This is a genomic window from Aeromicrobium sp. P5_D10 (genome assembly GCF_054049535.1).
Genome location: NZ_JBFUME010000003.1, coordinates 36930 through 61424, shown reverse-complemented (window position 1 = coordinate 61424; position 24495 = coordinate 36930). Strand labels below are relative to the sequence as shown.

General features: G+C 65.5%; 21 protein-coding genes. 8 read left to right on the top strand and 13 right to left on the bottom strand.

What is annotated here, in order from left to right; translation table 11 throughout:
• Window positions 1-4: 4 nt before the first annotated feature.
• From ACXJKC_RS05360 to ACXJKC_RS05345, 4 genes are read right to left on the bottom strand one after another with little or no spacing between them, the layout of a single operon-like run.
• Entirely contained in the window at window positions 5-919 is a 915-nt protein-coding gene (locus ACXJKC_RS05360; protein WP_456695651.1) for an alpha/beta fold hydrolase, read from the bottom strand.
• The gene (locus ACXJKC_RS05355; protein WP_456695650.1) at window positions 916-1644 is read right to left on the bottom strand and encodes an ABC transporter ATP-binding protein; all 729 of its coding nucleotides are present in this window, start codon (window positions 1642-1644) and stop codon (window positions 916-918) included. The genes ACXJKC_RS05360 and ACXJKC_RS05355 overlap by 4 nt, the downstream gene beginning before the upstream one ends.
• Entirely contained in the window at window positions 1641-4406 is a 2766-nt protein-coding gene (locus ACXJKC_RS05350; protein ID WP_456695649.1) for an ABC transporter permease subunit, read from the bottom strand. Before ACXJKC_RS05350 ends, ACXJKC_RS05355 begins: the two co-directional genes overlap by 4 nt.
• A 31-nt stretch (window positions 4407-4437) precedes the next feature.
• Entirely contained in the window at window positions 4438-5646 is a 1209-nt protein-coding gene (locus tag ACXJKC_RS05345; RefSeq protein WP_456695648.1) for an ABC transporter substrate-binding protein, read from the bottom strand.
• A 259-nt stretch (window positions 5647-5905) separates the two neighbouring features.
• On the opposite strand from ACXJKC_RS05345, the gene ACXJKC_RS05340 reads away from it, so the two are divergent.
• Window positions 5906-7444, top strand: coding sequence for a PucR family transcriptional regulator (locus tag ACXJKC_RS05340; protein ID WP_456695647.1), 1539 nt, complete (start codon window positions 5906-5908; stop codon window positions 7442-7444).
• A gap of 20 nt (window positions 7445-7464) precedes the next feature.
• On the opposite strand, the gene ACXJKC_RS05335 is transcribed toward ACXJKC_RS05340, so the two are convergent.
• From ACXJKC_RS05335 to ACXJKC_RS05325, 3 genes are all read right to left on the bottom strand, one after another.
• The gene (locus ACXJKC_RS05335) at window positions 7465-8346 is read right to left on the bottom strand and encodes an alpha/beta fold hydrolase (protein ID WP_456695646.1); all 882 of its coding nucleotides are present in this window, start codon (window positions 8344-8346) and stop codon (window positions 7465-7467) included.
• Entirely contained in the window at window positions 8343-9569 is a 1227-nt protein-coding gene (locus tag ACXJKC_RS05330; protein ID WP_456695645.1) for an alpha-hydroxy acid oxidase, read from the bottom strand. The genes ACXJKC_RS05335 and ACXJKC_RS05330 overlap by 4 nt, the downstream gene beginning before the upstream one ends.
• Before the next feature lie 103 nt (window positions 9570-9672).
• The gene (locus ACXJKC_RS05325; RefSeq protein ID WP_456695644.1) at window positions 9673-10881 is read right to left on the bottom strand and encodes a CynX/NimT family MFS transporter; all 1209 of its coding nucleotides are present in this window, start codon (window positions 10879-10881) and stop codon (window positions 9673-9675) included.
• 171 nt (window positions 10882-11052) lie between these two features.
• On the opposite strand from ACXJKC_RS05325, the gene ACXJKC_RS05320 reads away from it, so the two are divergent.
• Complete coding sequence (locus tag ACXJKC_RS05320) at window positions 11053-11691, top strand: TetR/AcrR family transcriptional regulator C-terminal domain-containing protein (protein WP_456695643.1); 639 nt, start codon at window positions 11053-11055, stop codon at window positions 11689-11691.
• Window positions 11692-11730: 39 nt separating this feature from the next.
• Here ACXJKC_RS05320 and ACXJKC_RS05315 read toward each other — a convergent pair whose 3' ends face one another.
• On the bottom strand, window positions 11731-12861 hold the full coding sequence (locus tag ACXJKC_RS05315) for a Fic family protein (protein WP_456695642.1): 1131 nt from the start codon (window positions 12859-12861) through the stop codon (window positions 11731-11733).
• 283 nt (window positions 12862-13144) lie between these two features.
• Here ACXJKC_RS05315 and ACXJKC_RS05310 point away from each other — a divergent pair, with 283 nt between their 5' ends.
• The 3 genes from ACXJKC_RS05310 (at window position 13145) to ACXJKC_RS05300 (ending at window position 15606) form a co-directional block, all read left to right on the top strand.
• On the top strand, window positions 13145-13690 hold the full coding sequence (locus tag ACXJKC_RS05310) for a DUF2165 domain-containing protein (RefSeq protein WP_456695641.1): 546 nt from the start codon (window positions 13145-13147) through the stop codon (window positions 13688-13690).
• A gap of 119 nt (window positions 13691-13809) precedes the next feature.
• Window positions 13810-14886 (top strand): ABC transporter ATP-binding protein, encoded by a 1077-nt coding sequence (locus ACXJKC_RS05305; protein WP_456695640.1) that lies wholly within the window; start codon window positions 13810-13812, stop codon window positions 14884-14886.
• A 102-nt stretch (window positions 14887-14988) separates the two neighbouring features.
• Window positions 14989-15606 (top strand): methyltransferase, encoded by a 618-nt coding sequence (locus tag ACXJKC_RS05300; protein ID WP_456695639.1) that lies wholly within the window; start codon window positions 14989-14991, stop codon window positions 15604-15606.
• On the opposite strand, the gene ACXJKC_RS05295 is transcribed toward ACXJKC_RS05300, so the two are convergent.
• Complete coding sequence (locus tag ACXJKC_RS05295; RefSeq protein WP_456695638.1) at window positions 15603-15800, bottom strand: CDGSH iron-sulfur domain-containing protein; 198 nt, start codon at window positions 15798-15800, stop codon at window positions 15603-15605. The two genes, ACXJKC_RS05300 and ACXJKC_RS05295, sit on opposite strands and share 4 nt — an antisense overlap.
• Window positions 15797-16741, bottom strand: a complete 945-nt coding sequence (locus ACXJKC_RS05290; protein ID WP_456695637.1) for an iron-containing redox enzyme family protein — start codon at window positions 16739-16741, stop codon at window positions 15797-15799. Before ACXJKC_RS05290 ends, ACXJKC_RS05295 begins: the two co-directional genes overlap by 4 nt.
• A gap of 212 nt (window positions 16742-16953) precedes the next feature.
• Here ACXJKC_RS05290 and ACXJKC_RS05285 point away from each other — a divergent pair, with 212 nt between their 5' ends.
• Window positions 16954-18120: an alcohol dehydrogenase catalytic domain-containing protein gene (locus ACXJKC_RS05285; RefSeq protein WP_456695636.1), complete on the top strand. Its 1167-nt coding sequence runs from the start codon at window positions 16954-16956 to the stop codon at window positions 18118-18120.
• Window positions 18117-19649: an FAD-dependent oxidoreductase gene (locus ACXJKC_RS05280; protein WP_456695635.1), complete on the top strand. Its 1533-nt coding sequence runs from the start codon at window positions 18117-18119 to the stop codon at window positions 19647-19649. Before ACXJKC_RS05285 ends, ACXJKC_RS05280 begins: the two co-directional genes overlap by 4 nt.
• 102 nt (window positions 19650-19751) lie before the next feature.
• On the opposite strand, the gene ACXJKC_RS05275 is transcribed toward ACXJKC_RS05280, so the two are convergent.
• Window positions 19752-20462: a GAF and ANTAR domain-containing protein gene (locus ACXJKC_RS05275; RefSeq protein ID WP_456695634.1), complete on the bottom strand. Its 711-nt coding sequence runs from the start codon at window positions 20460-20462 to the stop codon at window positions 19752-19754.
• 209 nt (window positions 20463-20671) lie between these two features.
• Between ACXJKC_RS05275 and ACXJKC_RS05270 the strand changes: the two genes are divergently transcribed.
• Window positions 20672-21427 (top strand): sigma-70 family RNA polymerase sigma factor, encoded by a 756-nt coding sequence (locus ACXJKC_RS05270; RefSeq protein ID WP_456695633.1) that lies wholly within the window; start codon window positions 20672-20674, stop codon window positions 21425-21427.
• A 16-nt stretch (window positions 21428-21443) separates the two neighbouring features.
• Here the strand turns inward: ACXJKC_RS05270 and ACXJKC_RS05265 are convergent, their stop codons facing one another.
• Together ACXJKC_RS05265 and ACXJKC_RS05260 are read right to left on the bottom strand one after the other, a co-directional pair.
• Window positions 21444-22151, bottom strand: coding sequence for a GAF and ANTAR domain-containing protein (locus tag ACXJKC_RS05265; RefSeq protein ID WP_456695632.1), 708 nt, complete (start codon window positions 22149-22151; stop codon window positions 21444-21446).
• Between the two features lie 121 nt (window positions 22152-22272).
• Window positions 22273-24456 carry a catalase gene (locus ACXJKC_RS05260; RefSeq protein ID WP_456695631.1) on the bottom strand — a complete coding sequence of 728 codons (2184 nt, stop codon included), beginning with the start codon at window positions 24454-24456 and terminating at the stop codon, window positions 22273-22275.
• Window positions 24457-24495 lie beyond the last annotated feature (39 nt).

Sequence of the window (24495 nt, the reverse complement as noted above, 5' to 3'; positions counted from 1 at the left end):
TCGATCAGCTGCGCGACGCCTTGGCGCGTACGTTCGCCATGGCGTCGGAGAGGTCCTGGCCGAAGAACGAGTGCCCTTTTCCGGGCAGCTCGTGGAGAGTCGCGTGCGGCAGGAGGTCTGCCACTGTGCGTGCCGCGCTGATCGAACAGTTCTGATCGTTGGTGCCGTGCCACAGGTCTGTCGGGGCCTGGATGCTCTCCAGCGCGAAGCCCCAGGGACGCCCGATGGTGCGGAACTCGTCGCAGACCGCTGACCAGCTGCCAAAAGCCTCCTCCATCCCCTCCAAGAGGAATCTGGAGTGCGGATCGTTCATGGCCTCACGGTCCTCAGGGGTCGTCTTCGCGGCGGCGCGCTGCATCAGGCGTTCCGCGCGGGCCGCATTGCCCAAAAGGGCTTTCATCGGACCTACGGTCGCGCCCAACAGCCATGGTGCATCGCGCGCCAGCCACAGCGTCGATCGCATGATCGGGTTGAGATCGCGCCGAACCCACGGCTCCGCGGCCGGCCCGAAACCGGAGATCAGCGTCAACGTCGAAACTCTCGGGCCGAGAACGTGGGCGGCAGCAAGCGCGTGGGGGCCCCCGCCCGACTGACCGGCCAGCGCGACCTGCTTCAGTCCCAACGCATTTGCCAGCTCGGTCACGTCATTGCCGTATCCCACCAGCGAACGGTGGCGATCGCGCGTGGATCGGCCGTATCCCGGCTTGTCGATCGAGATGAGCTTCACCCCATTCTCGGCAGCGGCATCGGCGAACGCGAGGCCACCGGTTGCGGTCGAGGGCGACCCGATCGTGAACAGGAGGGGCACCCCGTCTGGGTCTCCCGCCTCGATGTAGGACAGTTCGCGTCCATCGCTGAGGGTCGTGGTTCGTCGGTCGGGGACGGTGAGCATGGTGCCTCCTGGAGGTGTGGTGTTCACGGGGTGACCGTGTTCTGTGACGGTGCGCTCTGGGTGCCGAAGTAGCTGCTCGCGACGGTGTCAGGATCGTCCCTGACGTCGGCCGCAGACCCCGCGTATGCGACGCGCCCCTGCTGGAGGATCACACACCGATCCGCGACGGCGAGGGCCGCGTGGACGTGCTGCTCCACGAGCAGGACGGCGACTCCGGTGCCGGCGACGTGTCGAAGTACGGGGAGGATGTCGTTGACCACGATAGGTGCCAACCCGAGGGTCAGCTCGTCGATGACCAGGACTTTCGGGCGTTGTGTCAAGGCGCAGGCCAGAGCGAGCATCTGCTGCTCCCCGCCGGAAAGCAGACCGGCCCGACGGTCGAGTACGGCCTCGAGAGCCGGAAACGTGGCCAGCGCCTCGGCCATCGCCGCCCGGTCACCCCTGGCACGCAGGCGAAGGTTCTCGCGTCCGGTCATCTGGCTGAACAGGCCACGGTGCTCCGGCACCATGGCCAGACCCCGGGAGATCTGGCGGCGGGGCGATCCGCCACGGACTGGTCGTCCGAAGATTTTCGCGGATCCTCCCATGGCCGAGAGGACGCCCGCGATGGTCAGGAGGGTCGTGGTCTTGCCGGAACCGTTCGGACCCAGCAGGAGGGTGATCTCGCCCTCCTCGACGTCCAGGTCGATGCCGTGTACCGCCTCCACTCCGTGCCACCCGGCACGAAGGTCTCGCAGCTCGATGGCCGTCATCGTGCAGCTCCTTCGAAGAGGGCCTCTGTCGTGGGCGCCCCGAGGTAGGCCGCGATCACCGCAGGGTCCGAGCGGACCTCCTCCGGGCTGCCCTCGGCGATGACCCGGCCGAGGTCCATCACGATGACCCGATCACACGTGCGCATGACCAGCTCCAGGTCGTGCTCGATCAGGACGATTCCGATTCCGCGAGCGGCGATGGACCGCAGGCTTTCGCTGAGAGCGGTGCGCTCGGTCGGCTCCAGACCTGCGGCCGGCTCGTCGGCCAACAGGGCACTCGGCCGACTGGCGAGTGCCCGCCCGAGTCCGACGATGCGCTGCTGTCCGGTCGACAGTTCCTCGGGCATGTGATGCTGCAACGGCCAGGACCCGGACTCGACGAGCGCTCGGTCAACGGAATCCCGAACGAATTGCACCGCATCCGTGCGGGTACGTCGTGACGGTTTGACCGTTGCCGCGCCGATGTTCTCCCGAACCGACAGGTCGAGGAACAGCGCTGTCGACTGCCACGTGCGCGCCAGTCCGGCGCGGTATCGGTCTCGCGGACCCTGGCCGCTGATGTCGCGATCGCGCAATCGTATGGTGCCGGTGCTGCGGGTGAAGCCAGTCAGTGCGTCGACGACGCTGCTCTTGCCCGCTCCGTTGGCGCCGATGAGCCCGAGAATCTCACCGGATCGGATCTGGAAGGAGACCGAGTCGACTGCCAGGACACCTCCGTAGCGCACCGTCAGATTGTCGACGCTGAGCAGAAGCTCGCCTGGCCCGCTCACGACATCGTCAGCATCACCATGTGCAGCTGGCGGTGGCCCGACAGATACCGGGCCGATTCCGCGTCGCTTGTTGAGTCGGGCGGAAGCCTTCGCCATCGCCCCCGCGTTCCCCTGCGGGTACGCCACGATGACGACCAGCAGGGCCACGCCCGAGATGAACGAGAACCATTCGCCGAGGTCCACGACGCCGTCCAGGAGCAGGAAGGCCAGCCCGCCCGGTGCAAAGGAAGCGGCGATCACCGCGCCGGTGACGGAGGTGATCCCTCCGATGTAGGCGAACAGGATGAAGGTGATGCCCACCATGACGCCGAACGGTTCGGCCGAGACCTGCCCATAGCTGTACGCCATGAACACGCCGCCGAAGCTTGCGAGAGCCGACGAGAGTGCGAAGGCTGAGAGCTTTGTCCGTGCCACGCCGATGCCGGACGCGGCTGCCGCTCGCTCGTCACCGCGAACCGCGAGGAACCGCCGACCGAGGGCTCCGCGACTCAGGACGGCGACTCCGATGCATGCCACGATCACGACGGTCAGCACGAGGAGGCCGAAGGGCCAACGTGCAAGGTCGCCACCTCGCCGCACCGAGAAGTCCATGCCCCACAGCTGGGGGGCAGGCAGCGCGCCCTGGCCGACCGCGTTCAGTGCTGAGTTGCGGAACACGAACGCATCGACCGCGACGGCGGCGGCGAGGGTGACCACAGCGAGCTGTCCGTGACGGATGCGGAGAGCCGGCACGCCGATGACTGTTCCGACTGCCGTGCCGACGAGGACGCCCACCACCAGGTTCAGCGGGAACGGCATGTCCGGTGTCACTCTCGCCATCGTGAAGGCGGCAACCCCTGCCACGGCGGCCTGCGCCAACGACACCTGCCCGACCAGACCGGTGACCACGACGATGGACAGCGTGAACAACACGAAGATCATCGAGGTGATGACACCGAAGCGCATCGTGCCTGAGGTGAGCAGCAGGAGTGCCCCGGCACCGGTGATCGCCAACGTCACCATGGGCCACGACAAGGGTCCTCGTGGCGCGGGCGGGAGCCGGTCGGTGACGATCGCACCGCGCTCGGGGAGCGAGCGGCCCATCACCATGAGGACGAGGACGACAACCAGGAACGGGAACGCGTCCCCGAGTCCGGTGCGAGCCCAGTCCGGCCAGCTGGGTTGAGAAGTGAGGAAGACGACGATGGACTGGAGTGCTCCCAGAGTCAGCCCCGCGACGGCGGCGACACCGATCGACGACAGCCGTCCGACCAGCGCGCACGCCAGGCCGGGCACCAACAGGGCGGGGAATGTCGTGGGTGAGAGTCCCAGACTGGGAGCGGCCAGAATCGCCAAGACGGCAGATACCGCGCCGCCGATGCCCCACCCAAGGGCGGCAAGTGCGTTCGGCGACCAACCCGCCAGTGCCACGGACGTTTCGTCCTCCGCCGTGGCACGGAGTGCAAGACCGACGAGCGTCCATCTTTGCACCATGACGAGAGTCGCCGCGATCGCCAAAGTCAGACTGGCCAGGACGAACCGGTCTGCCGGGACATCGAGTCCCTGCACGCTCCACAGACCCGCCGGAAGCAGCGCTTCGGGTCGGCGGGCGCCGGTGCCGAACTGCAATCCGATCAGGGCCTGCAACGTCAGCAACAGACCTACCGTCGCGACGATCTTGGCCAGCTGGGGCGCGCTACGGAGAGGACGGAAGATCAGAAGGTGCGCGATCGCGCCGAGGACGGCTGCGCTGATCACGCCGGCCACCACAGCACCCCACACCGACCACGGACCCGCGAACTCGACAACCGAGGCGGGGCCGACCCAGGGCAGCACGAGTCGGCCGGTGGAGGCCAGCTCGTCGGCGGTGAAGGCTCCCCACATGCCCAGACCTACCTGAGCGATGTTCACGACTCCGGTCGTGCGGAAGGTCACCACGATGCCCATGCCGAGACCGGCGTAGAGCGATCCGACCGCGAGCCCCAAGAGCGCGAAGAGCGTCAGCTCGGTCATGAGACGCTCGCTACCAGGCGAGACGAGGCGGTCATGCGCTCGGAGGCGCGGTGAATCCGTCGCCCACCGTTTCGAGCTTCCCGTCCTCAGTCACCTCGAGGACGAGCAGCGAAGTGTCACAGGCTGATCCCTGCGCGGCCGGCCGGTCGAGGCAGGTGAGGGTGTTGCCCGCGAACGACGCGAAGTCGGTCAATCCGGCGAAGGCGGCCCCCACGGTGTCCGAGGTGATCTCACCCTCGATCGTGGCGAGGACCCTGGCCGTATCGATGACCGACGCGTACCCGTAGAGCGAGAACACGTCGGACTCGTCCCCGGTGACATCTTCGTGGTACTGCTCCAGATCCTCCTGGATGGCCTTCGGGGCATCGTCGGCAGCCTCCGGTGGATACAGGAAACCGAGCGTGAGGAGGCCGGCAGCATCGTTGCCGAGCTCGTCGATGAACTCGGTGCACGTACCCATCACCATGGTCCCTTCGTAGCCGAGCGACGTGGCCGAGCGGGCGAAGGCGGTGCACTGCTCCTCGGAACCGCTGAAGATTGCCGCCGTGCTCCCGTTCGCCTTCAGGGTCGATACGACCGACGTGAAGTCGACGGCGGCCGGGTCGTAGGTGACCAAACTGGTCTCCATGTCCACCGACCCCGCGAGCGGACCGATCACGTTGTTGTAGGCCTGCTTGACGGCCGGCGTGTCGAGCGCGACGAAGCCGACATCCTTGACCCCGAGCTCGCTCAACGCGCTGAAAGGCACCGCGAGTGCGGCGAGAGGCGAGGTCTTCTGGAAGAAGGTGGGTTCGGCCGCGGCCGCCGGCCCCGGGAAGGCCGCTGCGAACGCCGGAATCCCGGATCCCGTGAGGACCGGAACCGCGCCGTCGAATCCGGCGTCGAGCCCGTTCAGGACCATGACGACGCCGGACTCGACGAAGCCGTTGGCGCAGGCGATCGACGACGTCGGGCTGCCGTCGGTGAGGCACTTCTCCACCACCACGGGGCGGCCGTCGATGCCACCGTCCTTGTTGACCCGCTCGACGGCGCGATCGACTCCCTCGGTGTAGGTCGGGAACGACAGCGCGCCCTTGCCCTCGGTGTTGACGTATCCGATCGTGAGGGGATCGCCGGTCAATCCCGCGTTGGAGTCGGAGCCACCGTCGTCGGAAGAGCTGCACCCGGCCAGCACGGCTGATCCGAGGACGACGGACAGGGCGCAACCGACGACCGTCCTGGAGGAACGAGATCTGCGCATGGGGACTCCTGTGGTGGGCAGTGGATGTACACGTGAAGGCTGTCGCACCGGCGGCGCTCGCGGTGGTGGATGTCACACCAAATTCAGCGAGCGGTCATTGTTCTGCGCGACAACGTCCCGCGGACGCGGCGCCGGGTCGCTCGTCAGCTCCAGAAGGTCGCAAGGGGATGCCGAGCTGGGGTCCGCGTATCGTGTCTGTCTGCGCCGCCCTCAGCGGCGCGATAGCGCCGAGGCGCATCAGGGACCAGGAAGGCGGCCGATGGCGAATCCGACCGTGGCAGAGATCGTCGATCGGATCGGACCGACCATCGTGGTGGGTACCAGCGGCCTGCTGGGTGCAGAAGTGCACGACATCCTGGTGACAGATCCTGCGTTTCCGCTGACTCCCCGCGAGAATGCCTTGGTCGTGGCACCCGGGTTCGAATGGGGGAGCGCACCGTGCGAGGAGCTGCTGGCAACGGCAGCTGCGGCCAACGTCGCCGCCGTGGTGCTGAAGGGCCGATCTCTTCCGCCGCCCGAGCAGTCGTCCGTCCCCGTTCTGATCGTTGAACCGGCCGTGGACTGGTCGTTGGTGGTAGCGCTCCTGCGCACCGCGGCGACGGCGATCGGTCCGCTCCCGGACGGTGAAGAGTCACTCTTCGGACTGGCAGATGCGATTGCTTCGTTGTGCGGCGGGCCTGTGGTGCTGCTCGATCCGGCGTGGCGGCTCATCGCGTACTCGGGAGGACAACCGCACGACGAGGTCCGCAGCCAGACGATCCTGGCGCGCAGGGCTCCGGCCGATGCCCTGGAGGGTCTTCGCCGAACCGGCGCCATGGAGGCGCTGACTCGCGGGGAGATCGTCCGGCTGGCGGACGAAGAGGTGACCGGATTGGGGCAGCGTTACGCGGTTGCCGCCAGAGCCGGAACCGAGATGCTGGCGACCATCTGGTGGCAGCCCGACGGGGAGGTTTCCGACGCTGAGGTCCGCCAAGGTCTGCGGCAGGGCGCCGACCTGGCGGCCCTCACCCTGCTCAGGCACTCCGCCGGCGACCGTCTCGAGGGCGCCTCCGGTGCCGCTGCGTTCCATGCCCTGCTCTCGGGAGCGCGGACCGAGCGGCTCGTGGCCGATCGACTCGGTGTGGACCTCGAGCGGGGATTCGTGCTCGCCGGGCTGCGGCCCACGGCCACCGAGGAAAACGAACGTGCAGGCACGCTGCGCCGGCTCGCCAGCATGGTGCGTACGCACTGCGACGCCTACCGCGTCAACTCCCAAGTAGCCGCCGGGCCGGATGCGGTGTACGTCCTGTTCGAGGCGCCCGACGTTGAACAGCGACGGCGTGCCGTGCAGGTGGTCACGGACATGCACACGCGGCTGCAGAAGTCGGCTCCGCATCGCGCGATGGTGAGCTCGTCCTACCCATCGCTTGCCGAGACGGCCGCCATGAAGCAGACGGTCGACGAGCTCCTGGTGTTGTCTGAGCGCCGAGGATGGACTGCGCTGACCGACAGTGACGACGTCGAGGCAAGCTGGCGTCTGGAGCAGTTCCGGGAGGTGGCTCTCGCGCACCCGTCGCTGCTGAGTGGCCCCATCATCCGTCTGGGCGAGCACGATCGCACCGAGGGAACCGAGTTCGTCACGACGCTGCGCGCGTACTTCGAGTCAGTCGGGGACATGAGAGCCGTGGCGAAGCAGTTGGGGCTTCACGTCAACACGGTGCGCTACCGCATCAACAAGGCGCAGTCCATCGCGCACTTCAGCCTGGACAGTGCCGACGAACGGTTACTGGCCGAGCTCCAGATACGTCTGTTGTCGTAGCCCAGGAACTGTCGGCGTCCTCATACGACCGGTTGTGCCAGGCGAGCGAGGGCCGCGCCGAGGACGGCGGCACGGAAGTCACCGATGAGCTCCGGCGTTGCGACGTGCCCGACGTCGTTCCACGTGATGAACCGGCAGTCCGGAAGGCCTGCGGCAGTGCGGGACGCGGCGGAGTGCGGCACGAAATAGTCGAGGAGCCCATGGGCCCACACGACCGGAACCGCGACGTTCGAGAGGTCGAAGCCCCAGGGCGTGCTCCACAAAGCCACGTAGTCATCGACCATGCCCTCGACGCCCGGCTCCAGTGCGCTTCTTACTGTGCGGTCAGCCTGTTCGGCGCGCGCAAGGATCTTCTCGCGGTCCACTTCCGCGGCGTCCAGTACCACCGAAGCCAGACCGTCGCGCAAGATCGCTTCGCGCGCGGGCTCCAGCAGTTGCCGGAGCGTGGCAGCGTCGGCGCGGTGCTCATGGACGTGCCGGTTGTGCCCGATGAGCAGCTCGATTTCCTCGGGGAGAAGAGACGCCGTCGCTCCGACGAGCACCCCGACTGCGAGGACGCGCTCGGGTGCTACTGCACCGACGGCCAGGGCATGTGGACCCCCTCCGGAGCCACCGATGACGATCGCGCGGTCGATCTGGCACATATTCATCACCTCGACGACGTCATCGGCAACGTCGACCACGGTCCGACCGGGCCGTGGATCGCTGGATCCGTATCCGGGCCGCTCGGGCGTGATGACGCGAAGGCCTTGGCGGATGAAAACCTCGTGCTCCGCCGCTCCGGCGAGGCGTCCGCCCGGTGTGCCATGCAGTTGCACCACCGGGATGCCGTCGGGGTCCCCGAACTCCGCCCAGGCCAGGGTTCGTCCATCGGGCAGCGTGCAAGTGGAGAGATCGTTCATGGTGTTCCTTCCGGAAGGGTGATGAGACGGTGATCGAGCTCGTGGGTGCTGGTGGCGCCGAGCAGTTGCATGGTCCGAGTCAGTTCGGTCTGCAGGATCTGGAGCATCCTCGCCACGCCGTCGTGACCGCCGGCCATGAGTCCGAAGAGGTACGCGCGACCCACGAAGGCTGCGGTGGCGCCGAGAGCCACCGCAGCGGCGATGTCGGCGCCGCTGCGGACGCCTCCGTCCAGGAAGAGGTCGAGGTCTGGACCGACGGCATCTCGGATACCCGGGAGAAGGTTGAGGGGGACGGGCGCGCGATCGAGCTGCCGGCCGCCGTGATTGGAGACCACGATTCCGTCGACCCCGATTGAGGCCAGGTCGACGGCGTCATTCACGTCCTGGACGCCCTTCACCAGGATCTTGCCCTCCCAGACGCTGCGGATCCACTCCAGATCCGCCAGGGTCGTGGTGGGGTCGAACATCGTGTTGATCATGCCGGCGAGATCGCCGGGCGAGCCGCCTGCGGTGGCGAAGCTCAGGGGCTCGCTGGTCAGGAAGTCCCACGTCCAGGCCGGTCGCCTCATGGCTTGCCCTGCGGTCTTCCACCGCAGCGTCGGCGGGATCGTCATGCCATGGCGCACGTCGCGAAGTCGCGCTCCGGCGACGGGGACGTCGACGGTCAGGACCAAGACGTCCATACCTGCCTCGCGTGCCGTCGCGAGTCTCTCGAGGTTCTGGTTGCGGTCCCGCATGACGTACAGCTGAAACCAGTTCCACCCCTCGCCGGCCGCTGTGGTCAGGTCGGCCGCAGGGGTGGTTCCCATGGTGGACAGTGTGTACGGCACACCTGCCGATGCGGCTGCGGTGGCGACGCCGATCTCCCCGTCGCGATGCATCATCCGCGTGAAACCGGTCGGACCGAGCACGAGCGGCATCGCCGTCTCGCGCCCTAGAATCCGTGTCCTCGTTGTCACGGTGCCGACATCGCGCAGAATGCGGGGATGGAACACCAGCCGATCGAACGCCTCCACGGAGGCTCTGAGGGATCGCTCGTCCTCGGCTGCCCCGTCGACGTAGTCGAATACCAGACGTGGGGCACGCTTCTCAGCCAGTGCTCGGAGGTCACCGACGGTGGCCGCTTCTTGAAGCGCGGATCGTCTGGTGGGCAATCCGCGTCTCGCGGGGATGAAGGCCCGAAGTTCCCGGAGTCGAGGACGGCGTCTGGCTTCGGTGTTCATGAATCAACCGTAGGGTCGGTCTCGCACCCGTCCAATGTCGTTGTGCGCCATCTTCGAGGTCACGCGATTGTGCCGTGGCACAACGGCTCGTCCTGCACATGCGTCACGTGCGAGCCGCAACCTCCACGTGGCGGTCGCGTCCTGCGCCGTAGCCGAAGGCGGTCATGACAAGGCTGATCACGATGAGAAGGATGAGTGGCGCGGTCCAGTCATGGGTTGCCTCGTGGACGATCCCGAGCAGGACCGGACCGGCTGCCGCGACCAGATATCCCAGCGACTGTGCCATCCCGGCCAGCGCCGCGGACTCGCCGGCCCCGGCCGCGCGCTGCGACTGGAAGCTCAGGGCGAGGACGAGGCACACTCCACCGCCGACTCCGAGCAGCGTGCACGCGAGGATCGCGAGACCCGGCAGGATCAACAACACGCCGAAGCCCGCAGCGACGATGACGGACGCAGCAGATGCGATGAACCGTTGGTCGTGGCGGCCCCTGGTGATCAGTGGGAGCAGAATGCTCGCCGCGAGGGCGACGATCTGGTAGTAGAAGAGCATCCATCCAGCGGATGACGTACTCATGCCCTGATGCGCGAGCATGCTCGGCAGCCAGGCGATGGCTGTGTAGAAGCCCAGTGACTGCAGGCCCATGAAGAAGCTGACCTGCCACGCCAGGCCCGACCTCCAGGGAGTCGGACTGTGTGACCGTCCCGCCTCGGCGGCGGGCCGATCGCCCCGCATGCGGGGCAGCCACACAAGCAGTGCGATGACTGCGAGCACGCTGCCCCAAGCGAGCGAGGAGCGCCATGATCCCGGCAACACCTGGGCAAGCGGTACTGAAATGCCTGAGGAAAGTGCTGCGGTCAAACCCAGGATCGTGACGTACAGGGAGGTCACGAGATGGATACGTGCCGGCGGAACATGGTGGCGGATGAGGGAGGGGAGTAGGACGTTTCCGAAGGCGATCGCCGCCGAGAGGACCACGGTGCCGCCGAACAGGAAGGGCATCCCGGGAAGTGAGCGGACCACAGTTCCGATGGCGAGCACTGTGAGTGCACCCACCAGAACGCGAGCGGAGCCGAAGCGATGGGAGACGCGGCCGACGAACAGCGATGTGACAGCGAAGGTGACGAGCGGGAGCGCGCCCAGCGCTCCGCCCCAGCTCGCGGCGAGCCCCGTGTCCCTCTCGATGTAGGGGAGCAGCGTACCGACGCCGGTCAGTGTGGCTCGCAGGTTTGCGGCCACGAGCAGGATCGCGATGAGCATTCCTGCGGTCAGCGTGATGGCGGGAGTTTTCACTTTCGCGAGGGTTTCAGTCATGGTGTTGTCCATTCGTCGGTGTCCGGGCGCCGAGAGAAATCACAACTTGATTAGGACGCCCTAACTAATATTGATCAGGCTACCCTAACCCGATAGGATGGAACATCGCGCCTCGTGATCGGTCGATCGCGAGGCGGTTCCACAGGATCCGTCGAGCCGAAGGAGTAGGCGATGCCAGCACGACGTCACACCCGTGACGAGGTGATCCGGTCCGCGCTCGGCGTGCTCGACGACAAGGGTGTCGAGGCTGTGTCGGTGCGAGAGGTGGCTCGGCGGATGCGGGTCAACGTCAACACCGTCTCCTTTCAGGTCGGCACCAAGGCGGCCCTCCTGGAGCTGATGGCCTCGACGGTTCTGGCCGGGATGTCGTTGGAGGCGCTCCCCGATGACGGGATCGAGCGGACCAAGGAGGTCCTGCGTCGCTGTCGGCGGGCTCTTCTGACGCACCGGGACGGAGCACGCCTGGTGGCGGGGACGGCTCCGATGGAGGACAGCACACTGCGCATGGCCGAGGCGATCACGACCGCGCTCGTGGAGTCCGGGGTGTCAGACAGCGAGAGCGTTCGCGCGACCTGGGGGCTGTTCTACTTCATGCTCGGACTGACCCAGGATGAGCAGGCCGGCCCTGAAGATGGTCCCAAGGCCCTGGAAGAAGCTGTCGCAGCTGGTGACTTCCCGACGCTGAGGCGTCTGGGGCGAGGTCTGGTCGACATCAGCTTCGATGAGCGCTTCGAGTTCGGACTCGACGCCATTTTGGGAGCGGTCCATCCGTCGGCTCGATGTGCTGGCACGGGCTCGGATTCAGGCTGAATCCCCGTCGGAGACACAAGGACGCGTGGCCTGTCGCAGTCAGGACGACGTTGCCAGGCGCGCTGCGATCTCGATGCGTGTGCCGAGGTCTTCGAGTTCGTCGAGGATGTCGTTGGCTCCCCAGACCTGATCGCGTTTGCGGTCGGTCAGGGGTATGAGAATGTCAGCATCGACAAGTCTTTGGATCGAACTGTAGATGCTTGAGGTCGGCGCCCGGAAGGAGCGGGCCGCTCCTTCGGCAGTGACCACCGGGTTGGCCGCGATGGTGTCGAGCAGCCAGAAGGTTGCGCTGTTGGCGCGGACACGCCCCAGGCGGCCACGCCACTCGTCTGGAATCTGCCGGAGGTTGACAGCGGTGACCTGTGATTCCCGTGCCGCGATACTGCTTGCGCCGGCCAGTGCGTGGACCATCGCGGCCGCGTTCCCGGTGCGGTATCGGTCCAAAAGGCCGAAGTAGTGATCCGTTCTGGCCACCAGCGCCGAGGCGATGGGGATGACGACTTTCGTCGTGGTTCCGCGACGGCGCAAGATGGCGTTGACCAGGGCCCGCCCGATTCTGCCGTTGCCGTCGGTGAATGGATGGATGGACTCGAACTGGGCATGTGCAATCGCAGCCTGCGCGAGAGCTGGGATGTCGTCTCGGTTCGCGAACCGGATCAGATCGTCCATGTAGTCGGCGACAGTTTCTGGCGGCGGAGGGATGTATTGCGCGCCGCGTGGAGAGAAGTCGCTACCGCCGATCCAGTTCTGCATGTCGCGTAGTCGGCCGGCGTACTTTGATTCGGCGGAATCGTCTGCCATCAAGGCATGGTGCGCCGTGGTCAGCGATTCGAGGCTTATGACTCCCGTTGTGCTGACGGTCTCGATCATCGTCTGAAGCGCGGCGGTTGCGGCGACCATGGACCGGGCCGATGAGTTGGCCTTGGAGCCGTACATAGCTCGGGCGTAGTCGGTGATCGAAGCCTCGACATGTTCGATTTTCGACGAAGCAACGGACTCGCTCCGTAGGAGCATGCTCGATACCGCCTGGAGATTGGCGGCATGGACGCTCTGGTCGAGAACCGTGATCTCTCGGGCGGCGGCGTCCATCGATGACACCAGGGCAGAAGTCAGGATCGGTTCGCGGTCGGCGATCATGGGTGGCAACCACACATCGACGGAGCTGAACATGCGGTCTTCTCGAGGGCCTTGCCGGAAGGCCTGTGACCAAGGACGCGTCTCACGTTGATGAGCGGGCCAGTCCGGACTGGCCAGGGCGACACCGGGATGGGCCATGACTCCTCCGTAACTCGGAATAAGAAGACTTCTATTCCGAGTTAACCATATTAAACCCGAATAGTGATCGACCTATTTGGAGTTATCGGGCCGGGATCCGACACGGGCGGTTGATGCGTGCGTTGACCAACGAATGTGGAGATGATCAGCAAGTAGCTCTGACCGAGAGGCATGTGACATGACCATTCAACGCGAAGAGAACAAGTTCGACCGATTCATCGACCGGTTGGGATCGCTGCCGGGTATCGCGACGGTTCTGACCGCCATCGTCGGCGCCTACATCGCCCTCGTGGCGATCGGGAACATCACCGACTTCGACAGCAATCAGGCATTCGTGCACCACGTTCTCGAGATGGACACGACGTTCGACGATCCCGATGTCATGTGGCGCGCGATCGAGAGCAACACTTTGCAGAACATCGGCTACGTCGGCGTCATCATCTGGGAAACACTTGCCGCGGTCGTCATCATCTGGGCCGTCGTGAGGATGGTCAAGGCGTTCGGAACCGGTCACTGGCGCCCCGCGAAGCGGCTGGCGAGTGTCGGCCTGCTGATGATCCTGTTCCTGTTCGGCTTCGGTTTCATCACCGTCGGCGGCGAGTACTTCTCGATGTGGCAGTCGAGTGATTGGAACGGCTTGGACGCCGCGATCCGCAACTTCACCCTGGCTGCCGTTCCGCTGATTCTCCTGCAGCTGCCCGCCAGGGAGTGGGACCAGGACTGAGGTGGGTGTGACCCACGACACCGGCTTCAAGGTAGGCTGAACGCGCTTCACCACAACAGAACACACACCCATCACTCGGATCGTCCGGCACGTACCTGCCGGTGAAGGGAAGAATCAGCATGTCTTCAGTAACATTTGACAAGGTCACCCGTATCTTCGCGGGACACGACCAGCCCGCTGTGGATCAACTCGAACTCCAGGTCGAGGACGGCGAATTCCTCGTCTTGGTCGGGCCATCAGGTTGCGGCAAGTCCACCTCATTGCGGATGCTCGCGGGCCTCGAAGAGGTCGACGGCGGACGCCTCCTGATCGGCGATCAGGACGTCACCGATCTGCCGCCGAAGTCGCGGGATATCGCGATGGTGTTCCAGAACTATGCGCTGTACCCGCATATGACGGTTGCCGAGAACATGGGCTTCGCCTTGAAGATCGCCGGCGCCAACAAGTCGGAGGTCACCAAGCGGGTGACCGAGGCGGCCAAGATGCTCGACATCACGGACTATCTCGATCGCAAGCCGAAGGCGCTGTCAGGCGGTCAGCGGCAGCGCGTGGCGATGGGCCGCGCGATCGTCCGCTCGCCCCGAGTGTTCTTGATGGACGAGCCGTTGTCGAACCTCGACGCCAAGCTGCGGGTGCAGACCCGCACACAGATCGCCCAGCTGCAACGTCGACTCGGCACGACGACGGTCTACGTCACGCACGATCAGGTCGAGGCCATGACGATGGGCGACCGGGTGGCGGTGCTCAAGGACGGCGTTCTGCAGCAGTGCGATGCGCCCCGTGAGATGTACGACCGGCCGGCCAATCTGTTCGTCGCCGGATTCCTCGGATCGCCGAGCATGAATCTGATGGAACTTCCCGTCACCGACGGCGGCGTGGCCTTCGGCGATACGGTCACCCCAGTGTCGCGCAGCTCGATCGCGGAAGCGGACTCGGCGACCGTGACGCTCGGCATCCGGCCGGAGAATCTCGGTGTCGCGGAGACGGGTCTGCGTTTCGAGGTGGATGTCATCGAGGAACTCGGCGCCGACGCGTATGTGTACGGACGCGCGGACGTTTCCGGCACCGAGCAGATCATCGTGGCCCGTGCGGATTGGCGCAATCCGCCGGCCCGAGGCGAGGTCTTGCATCTGGCACCGATCGATCCTGACGGCGTGCACCTGTTCGACACAGCATCGGGCCGACGACTCGGCTAGTCGGACTGCTCAACCCGGTGAGGCCGGTACCCCGCATCGGGGCGCCGGCCTCACGCATATTGTCACGGGATTCGAAAAGCTCCTCGGGGGTAATCCCCTGGAGTGCCCCAGAGCGTTGCTGAAGAGATCGACTACGGCGGTTTGACGATCCAGTTCGACGACCGTGTCCTGCGCCCACGGCAGTGGACCTTGGCGCAGGCGTGCTGGGCAGCCGAATTGTTGGAGTCGGCACCAGCTGGCCCGGTGCTCGAACTCTGCGCGGGCGTCGGTCACATCGGTCTCGTGGCGACCGTCGCCAATGACCGGCATCTCGTCATGGTCGACGTCAATCCTGTTGCGTGCGAATTCGCCCGCACCAATGCGCGACGTGCCCAGATGGGGTCGCGGGCAGAGGTGCGTGAGGGTCGTATGGAAGAGGCACTCGACGAGCCGGAGCACTTTTCGTTGATCATCGCCGATCCGCCGTGGGTGCCGACAGCCGAGACCGGCAGGTTTCCGCAGGATCCGTTGATCGCGATCGACGGCGGTGACGACGGATTGGGCTTGGCACTGGTGTGCTGCGACGTGATCGGCAGCCACCTGCAACCAGGCGGTGATGCCCTCCTGCAGTTGGGCTCCGCGGATCAAGTCGCGAGACTGACGGAAGTCATCCCCCGACAGCTACGCGTCGTAGAGAGCAGGAGCTATGACGGTGGTGTGATCGTGCGGTTGACCCGTTAGGGCCGATCTGCCTTGGGGATGACTTTGTGCGTTCCGTCGCACCACGGTTGACGCGACGATTTGCCGCATCGGCACACCGCGCTGACAGGCCGGGTCGTCCGATGCTCGACACCGTCAGCGTCCTCGACGAGATGATCGCCGCGCAGCAACATGGGCCCGCCCGGGCACAGGATGACGTCCGGGTGCTGGTTCATGGATTCATCGCCTCCAGTACCGAATCGGCGAATCGATCTTCGAGGTCAAGGCATACATGGGCGCCGAACAGCACGTCTGGCAAGAGCGCGGGTTCATCGGCGATGAGGGAGCCGCAGATCGTCCGAACGGCCAGTTGCTCGTGAACCGCATCGGCTTCGACATGTTCCTCGTAGTAGTCGATCATCTGCTGGGGAAGACCCAGGCGTGACAGACCTTGTGCGATCCGTCGCGAAGGCAGCGAGCTGGTGGCCTCGAAAGCGGCCAGGTGTCCCAGGGCGGCACCACGCAGGCGGCGATTGAGCCCGAACAGCGACATCGCATTGTTCTGTTCCAGGACTTCGATCGGGACATCGTCGATGTACGCCCCGTACTCGGAGCGCAGCCCGCAGGCTTCGAGTCCGCGAGCGAACATCTCGGAGTGCAGGCGCGATGGATCACCGCACCCGTACTCGTCGTACTGGAGCTCCATCAATGCCGCTTTCGGAACCGTCGGAAGACGTGGGACGACCCACGCGGTCGGATCGGACTCCTTGAGGTGGTAGATCGAGCGCATCCTCAAAATCTCGAGGGTCTGTTCGACATCGGCCTCACGATGGACGAAGGCAGCCAAAGACGGCCCTTCGTGCTGACTGATCCACTCGAAGATCCCCTCGGCGAACGGACCCTCGATACTCGGCCCCGGTGTGCGCCGGCGCAGCTCGCGCTCGAAATCGCGTTCGAGCCGGGCGCGAAGGCCGATCAGTTCGGGCTGCCATTCGAGAGCGTCGTCGGTGTCCTCGAAGCCGCGGTAGTGCAGTTCGTACAGCCCCCACAACGCGATCTGGGCATCGTTGTCGTTGTCGGGATCCATACTGCAGACGGCGTCCCACGCCTTCGGGGAGGTGCGGAAGCCCTCGAACAGCGCCTCGCTGAGGGCGCCCCGTCCCTTCGGGGTCAGCACGCCGTGTTCCGATCTACTGATGCATTCATGAAATTCTGCCTCGGTCAGTCCGGTTCGGTGCCCGCCTGCTGCTGGACGAGACGTATACGCGCCGACTTGTACCCCGTTGGCGACGGTCTCAACCGGGTCAAGGTCTCGACGAGTTTGGCCCGATTGGCTACCGGGTACGCCCCAGTGACCGAATAGGCGGAGAACACGGGGGGCAGACAACCATGAGAGCAGTGACCTGGCAGGGCAAGAGGGACGTCAGCGTGGAGACAGTTCCCGATCCCACGATCGTGGAGGACAACGACATCATCATCGAGGTCTCCACAACGGGATTGTGCGGATCCGATCTTCATCTCTATGACCCGTTCGGACCATTCCTGCACCCGGGAGACATCTTGGGTCATGAGCCGATGGGACGTGTTGTCGAGAAGGGCTCGGCCGTCGCCGGCCTCGAGATCGGCGACCGGGTCGTGATTCCGTTCCAGATCGCGTGTGGTTCGTGTTTCATGTGCGATCGGGGATTGCAGACCCAATGCGAGACGACACAGGTGCGAGAACACGGTATGGGGGCTGCGCTGTTCGGCTACACCGATCTCTACGGCGCGGTGCCCGGCGGACAAGCGGAGTTCCTCCGTGTTCCGCACGGGGACTATGGGCCGATCAAGGTGCCCGAAGGCCCCAGCGACGATCGATTCGTCTACCTGTCCGACGTGGCTCCGACGGCTTGGCAGGGCGTCGAGTACGCGGACGTCGGGCCGGGCGAGACCCTGGTTGTCGTCGGCCTCGGACCCATCGGTGAGATGGCCTGCCGCATCGCGCTGCTCCGCGGAATCCGGGTCATCGGGGTCGACCTGGTGCCCGACCGGCTGGTGCGGTCGGCCGCGCTGGGAGTGGAGACGATCGACCTGACGCAGTCGGACCTGCTCGAACTCACGGGAGGCCGGGGCGCCGATGCCGTCCTCGATGCGGTCGGCATGGAGGCGCACGGCTCACCGATCGCCGAGACGATGCAAAAGGGCGTCGGTCTACTGCCCAAGGCTCTGGCGCGCCCCCTGATGACGAATGCGAGTGTCGACCGGCTCGCGGCGCTCAACTTCGCCCTGTCGGCTGTGCGCCGGGGCGGAAATGTGTCCATCAGCGGCGTGTACGCCGGAACCTCCGACCCGATGTCGATGCAGATGATGTTCGACAAACAAGTGCAGCTGAAGATGGGTCAGGCGAATGTCAAACGATGGATCGACGATCTGCTTCCCCTCGCCTTGGCCGACGACGACCCCCTGGGGCTGGAGACTTTCGCGACGCACCGCCTACCGCTGTCGGATGCACCGGCAGCGTACGAGATGTTCCGCGACAAGGCAGATGGCGCGATCAAGGTGTTGTTTCAACCATGACGTCGCTGTGGCTCGACCGGCCCGAAACGATCCCCGACGACCCGCTCCCGGACGGCGCAGACTTCGACGACATCGTGATCGGCGCCGGTCTGACTGGCCTGACGACAGCTTTGTTGTTGGCTCGTGCAGGACGGCGGGTCGCGGTGCTCGAAGCTCGAACAGTCGGTGCCCTGACGACGGGCAACACCACCGCGAAGGTGTCCTTGCTCCAGGGCACCAAGCTGTCCCGGATGCTCGGCTACCAGTCGCGCGAGGTTGTGGCTGCGTACGTCGAGGGCAACCTGGAGGGCCAGCAGTGGTTGCTCCGATTCTGCGCCGATCACCAGATCCCGTACCAGAGCCGCGATGCCGTGACATATGCCGCGACGCCTGAACAGGTCGGCGCGCTCGACGGCGAGCTCGCCGCAGCGAAGGCCGTGGGCCTTGCTGCCCATCGCGTCGACGATCTCGATGTCCCTTTCCCGAACTACGGCGGAGTCGTGCTTCCTGAGCAGGCTCAACTCGATCCCATGGACGTCCTGGCCGAGATGGCCGCTCAGCTGAGAAGCCACGGCGGATCGTTGCATCAAGGGCGCCGGGTGGTCTCGGCTTCCCGCACCGGACGTCCCTCGGTGAGTCTCGAGGACGGCTCCCGGGTGCACGCCGATCACATCGTCGTGGCGACGGGGTCGCCGATCCTCGACCGGGGTCTCTATTTCGCCAAGCTGGAGCCGCTGCGCTCGTATGCCCTGGCCTTCGAGGCTGCCGAATCCACGCCGCAGGCTATGTACCTGTCGGCCGGTTCCCCGTCGCGGTCGATCCGTGACGCCCCACGTGGCGACGGACGAACGTTGTTACTCGTCGGCGGAAGCGAACACGGCGTCGGTCGTGTCTCGTCCGAGGCCGGGCATGTCGACGAGCTCCGTGACTGGGTGGCCGAGTTCTTTCCCGGCGCGGTCGAATCCCACGCCTGGTCCGCACAGGACTATCGTTCGCACGATTCACATCCGTATATCGGCGCGCTGCCTCGCGGACGCGGCCGATTCCACGTCGCGACGGGATTCGACAAGTGGGGGATGGCCACAGCCGTCATGGCGGCTCGCAGCATCTCCGGCGCGATTTTGGGTTCACGACCCGAGTGGCAGGCCACGCTCGGCCGAAGGGTCACCCGCCCGTCAGGACTCGCGCATGGCGTCCTGATCAATGCGAAGGTCGGTGTCGCGGCGGTGGGGTCGCTCGTGGCGGCCGAATCCGCGGCCGAGCCGACCCGGCCGGTCGAAGGCGCGGGGGCCGTGGGGCGGCGCAAGATGGTGCCGACGGGGGTTTCCACGGTGGACGGCCGGACCTGCGCGGTCCTCGCGATCTGCACGCACGCAGGTGGTGTGCTGACCTGGAACGACAACGACCGCAGCTGGGATTGCCCTTTGCACGGCTCCCGCTTTTCGCCTGATGGCACGGTGATCGAGGGGCCGGCCACCCGCCGGCTGCGGGCCTTGTCTGCCAGGGCGCCTTCGTCTGACGGGGGTGCGGCGCCGCCAGCACTTGGTTGAACCGGCGGCACCTGGGACAGCAGCCGCCCTAGGCGCAGCATCTACCCTTGCACGATGGGTTACCCACCTGGCGGGTGATCAAATCATTCGCGGGAACCCCGATCAGGGCTCTTCGTCCTGTGCCAGGTCGGTTGTCGACGGGCGAGCGTTCGCCTCCCGTTGCACCACGATGGCTTCGGCCACGGTGTGGAGGCGCTTGTTCTCGTGCTGGGAGATCCGTTTGAGGAACTCGAATGCGGCATCGGCCTTGATGTCGAACTTCTCCATCAAGATCCCCTGGGCCTGTCCGATCGTGGTCCGTGACTCGAGCGCCGCGGTCAGGCCTTCGGCGCGCTCGCCGGCCACCAGCGCCGAGGTCGCGTGGGCCGCAAGCATTTCGGCGACCTGTTCGTCCGTCGCGGTGAAGGCGCTCGGCCGGTCGGCATAGATATTGAGCGAACCGTAGCCTCGGGTCCGGGTGGCCAAGCGGACGCCGACGGCGGAATGGATCCCGATCCCGGCGGCGGCCGGGCCCCATCGCGGCCAGCGCAGATCGGAACCGACATCGTCAGTGCGATATGTGGCGCGTCCGTTGATCGCGTCGAGGCACGGCCCTTCGTCGTATTCGACCTGCAGTTGGTGTGCACGGTCGACTCGGGGAGTGGTCGCTGCAGGCGTCTGGATGTTCGAACGTGTGTGGATGCGCATGATGCCGGCGTCATCGGCGTTGAGGGCGAGCCGTGCGTACTGCGCCACGCGGTTCAACATGGCCGGTGGTGCTTGGTCCTGCTGCAGCTCAAGGGCCATGTCGGCGAGCATCCGGGCGACGTCCATGAGATCAATCCTCGTCAAAACTCGTCGGGTCAAATATGTGTTGTACCCGAACTGGCCGCACGCAATCGGTATCCGCGGGGTGGGCCGATTTTGTTGTCATGCCTGGCTTTCCAGCGGTTGACGTACCGGACGATCGGTGTCACCTTGGAGTTTCCACCACCGGTTAAACCGCAGCCGGGTCCCAGACCCTGCCTGCGAAGGACGAACCAGTGGACCAGTTCGACACCATCGGGTTGTCGCCCGAAGAAACCAACGCATTGCTAGCTGCTGCCGCCGCGGCATCCCCGATTGAGCGCAGCCTGCTGGAAGAGCAGGTCATCACCGCGCATCTGGCGCTGGCCGCACGAATCGCCGGACGATACAGCCGACGGGGAATAGAGCTGGACGACCTCCAACAGGTAGCCAATATGGCTCTCGTCAAGGCAGTTCGTCGGTTCAATCCCGAGCGCGGCCAGTTCATAGCGTTCGCCGCAGTGACCATCTCGGGGGAGATCAAGAAGTACTTCCGCGACGCCGGCTGGATGGTGCGTCCGCCGCGATCGGTTCAACTCATCCAGGCCGCTTTGGGCAAGGCGCAACAAAATGGTGCGGCGTTCGACGCCGATGGATTGGCCGCAGAACTCGAGGTGGATCGCAAGGCAGTGATAGATGCGGCTGCGGCGCGGGGCTGTTTCGCAGCCGCCTCGCTCGACGCGCCGACGGCGCATGGCGGCAGGACTCTGGGCGACAGCATGGTGTCCGAGGGGCTCGACCTGCAGCTCGTCGAGGGGTGGGTGGACTTTCGTCCGGCCTGGAATGCGCTCGACGAGGACGAGAAGGAATTGCTCAAATTGAGGTTCTTCGACGATCTGACTCAAGAGAGCATCGCCAAGGCTGTCGGCTGCAGTCAGATGCAGGTCTCCCGCAGACTCAAATCGGTGTTGGCCAAGGTCAGGCAGATCATGTCGGTGCCGACTGCCGCATGACGAGGGCGGCGGAGCCTCAGCCAGGTTCTCGTCGCAACGTGCTCTGCGACATGAGCGGCACGTCTGTGACGACTCGCCGAGCTATCTCCACAAGCCGGACATTCTGTTCTTGCGAGAATCGTTTGAGAATCGCGAACGCCCGCTCGGGGTCGACCTTGTAGCGCTCGATCAGTACGCCTTGAGCTTGTCCGATGACGGTGCGGGTGTCGAGAGCGACGGTGAGTCCTTCGATCTTCGTGCTGAAGCGGAGGGCGACGGCGGCCTGCTGGGCCAGCACTTGGCCGAGTTCGATGTCTTCGCGGGTGAACTCGTGGTCGGCAGGCCCGTAGACGTTGAGTGCGCCGAGGCGTCGTCCTCCCGCATGCAGCTCCGACGACAGGATGCTCCCGAGACCGAGGGCCGCGACTTTCGGTCCCCACGATGGCCATCGCGGGTCGAATCTGATGTTGTTCGACACGACGGATCGGCTGGTCGTGGCCGCGTCGACGCACGGGCCCTCACTCAGTTCGTTCTGCAGTTCATCGGCGGAGCGCACGAGGGAGTCTGTCGACCCGGCCGTGCGGAACCGGGATCCGGTGTTCGGAATGAGGGTGACTCCCGCGTGGGCGGTCCCGAAGGCATGCGCCGCGAAGGCGGCGATCTGCTCGACGGTCTGCTCGACGGTGTCGGCGGCTGTCAGCTCAGCGGCCATGTCGGCGAGCGTGGCGTGGAAGGAGGGGGACATGGGAGTCCCTTTGCATTCGACGTGGAGACGCGCACTGTCTGACGTCGGGCCGAGTCTAATAGATGCGGGTGCCCCCGATGATCGGCCCCCGATGATCGAGGGGCGCCCGCATCCTAGGTACTCAGACGGGGAACCGATCCCATACGCGATGTTGTCCCAGCAGTTCGATGACAGTTGAAAGCACATCTTCCGGCTGGTCTCCGACATGGACGCCGACCGGCTCGGACGGGAGCCCGGCCGCCTCGAACACCGACGTCGCCTCCCCCCATCCGCCCATGGCCTTGCCATGCCGGTACGCCTCGGACAACAAGACGGCGAGGTGCGGATCGACTTCTCCGTCTGCGGGAGCTCCGGCCAACACGACGGCGTCGAGTTCGATCGAACGGACGGTCAGAAATGTCCGTTGCACCGGAACCGGATCGGCTGTCCTGTCGGTGAGTGTCCCGCCTGCCGAGGCGATGACAAAGGGAGTCATCCCGGCGGCAAGGACGGTCTGCCGGGCCTCGCGGACCGCACTCAGGTCTTGGAGTCCGTCGGGTGCGACGATGCCGATGATGCGGCCGTCGACCGGCCAGGACTCACCCAGCTGTGACAGTGCGGGACTGGGAACCTCGTCGGTCAGCGGTATTTCGGCTTCGGGTGGTTGGAGACCGAGCCCGGCAGCCACCACGGCACACAGATCCTGATCGATGTTCGCGATCTGCTGGAGCTGTCGTTCCCTGATGACCGGTTCGTAGCACTTGCCCAGTTCGAAGGTGTAGGCCTGGGCCACATGCGCTTGCTCGATCGGCGTCAGGCTCAGATAGAACAGGCGTGCCTGACTGAAGTGATCGTCATACGTGGCAGGCGCATCGCGAACCTTGCTGGCGGCCTCCACAGCCTGTGGGACATCGATGAATGCATTGACGTCGTCGCCCGCGAGGAATGGGCAGCCGCCGTCGAGTGAATTCGGCCTGTAGGGGGCGACGCCGGAGTGGACCGCGTCCTGATGGAATCCGTCGCGGAGCATGTCATTGACCGGGGCATGCGGACGGTTGATCGGGATCTGGTCGAAATTGGGTCCGCCGAGACGCGTCAGCTGGGTGTCGAGATAGGAGAACAGCCGGCCCTGCAGGAGAGGGTCGTCGGTCGCGTCGATGCCGGGGACGAAATGGCCCGCATGAAACGCCACCTGCTCGGTTTCGGCGAAGTAGTTGGTCGGATTGGCATTGAGCGTCATGGTGCCCACGATCTGCACCGGCGCGAGTTCTTCCGGCACGATCTTGGTCGGATCGAGCAGGTCGATGCCTTCGAACATCTGATCCGCGGTATCGGGGAACACCTGCACCCCGAGATCCCACTCCGGGAAGGCACCGGATTCGATCGCATCGGCCAGATCACGGCGATGGAAGTCGGGGTCGACGCCCGCCGCGATCTGGGCCTCCTCCCACATCAGGGAGTGCACACCGAGGCGCGGCTTCCAATGGAATTTGACCAAAGAGGTCTCGTCGGAGTGATTGATCAGGCGGAAGGTGTGGACCCCGAAACCCTCCATCATCCGGTACGACCTGGGGATACCTCGGTCCGACATGTTCCAGATCGCATGATGTTGTGCTTCGGTGTGCAGTGAAACGAAGTCCCAGAACGTGTCATGGGCGCTTTGCGCCTGCGGGATCTCGACGTCAGGATGCGGCTTGCCGGCATGGATGATGTCGGGAAACTTGATGGCGTCCTGGATGAAGAACACCGGGATGTTGTTGCCCACGAGGTCGTAATTGCCTTCGGCGGTATAGAACTTGACCGCGAATCCGCGGGTGTCCCGCACCGTGTCGGCCGATCCCCGAGAGCCCAGCACGGTTGAGAACCGGGTGAACACGGGGGTGTTCGCGCCTTCGGCGAGGAACGCGGCACGCGTGAGTTGCGAGGCTGCCCCGTTCGAGCTGAACACGCCGTGGGCGGCGGCACCGCGGGCGTGGACCACCCGCTCTGGGATGCGTTCGTGATCGAAGTGCATGATCTTTTCGCGCAGATGGTGGTCTTGCAGGAGCACGGGACCGCGCGCTCCCGCCTTCAGGGAGTGGTCTGTCTCGCGCAGCGGAACCCCCGTCGCAGTCGTCAAGAATGCGCCCTGCTGGGCTGCGGTCTTGTGGCTGTCGCGTGAGCGTGCCCCGGTCGGTGAGTGGGGGACCGGCCCTTGTTGCGACGACTTCGGTCGCAACGGTTCTTGGGGCTCGGTCGGCTCAGCCAGCGAAGGGGTGCCGGTGCCCGGCTTGCCCGGAATCGAGGGGTCGACGCCGGACGGTCCGACAGATTGCTTGTCAGTCATGGTTTCTCCGTCGATCTGCGAATGGTGTGCGGTCGCGCG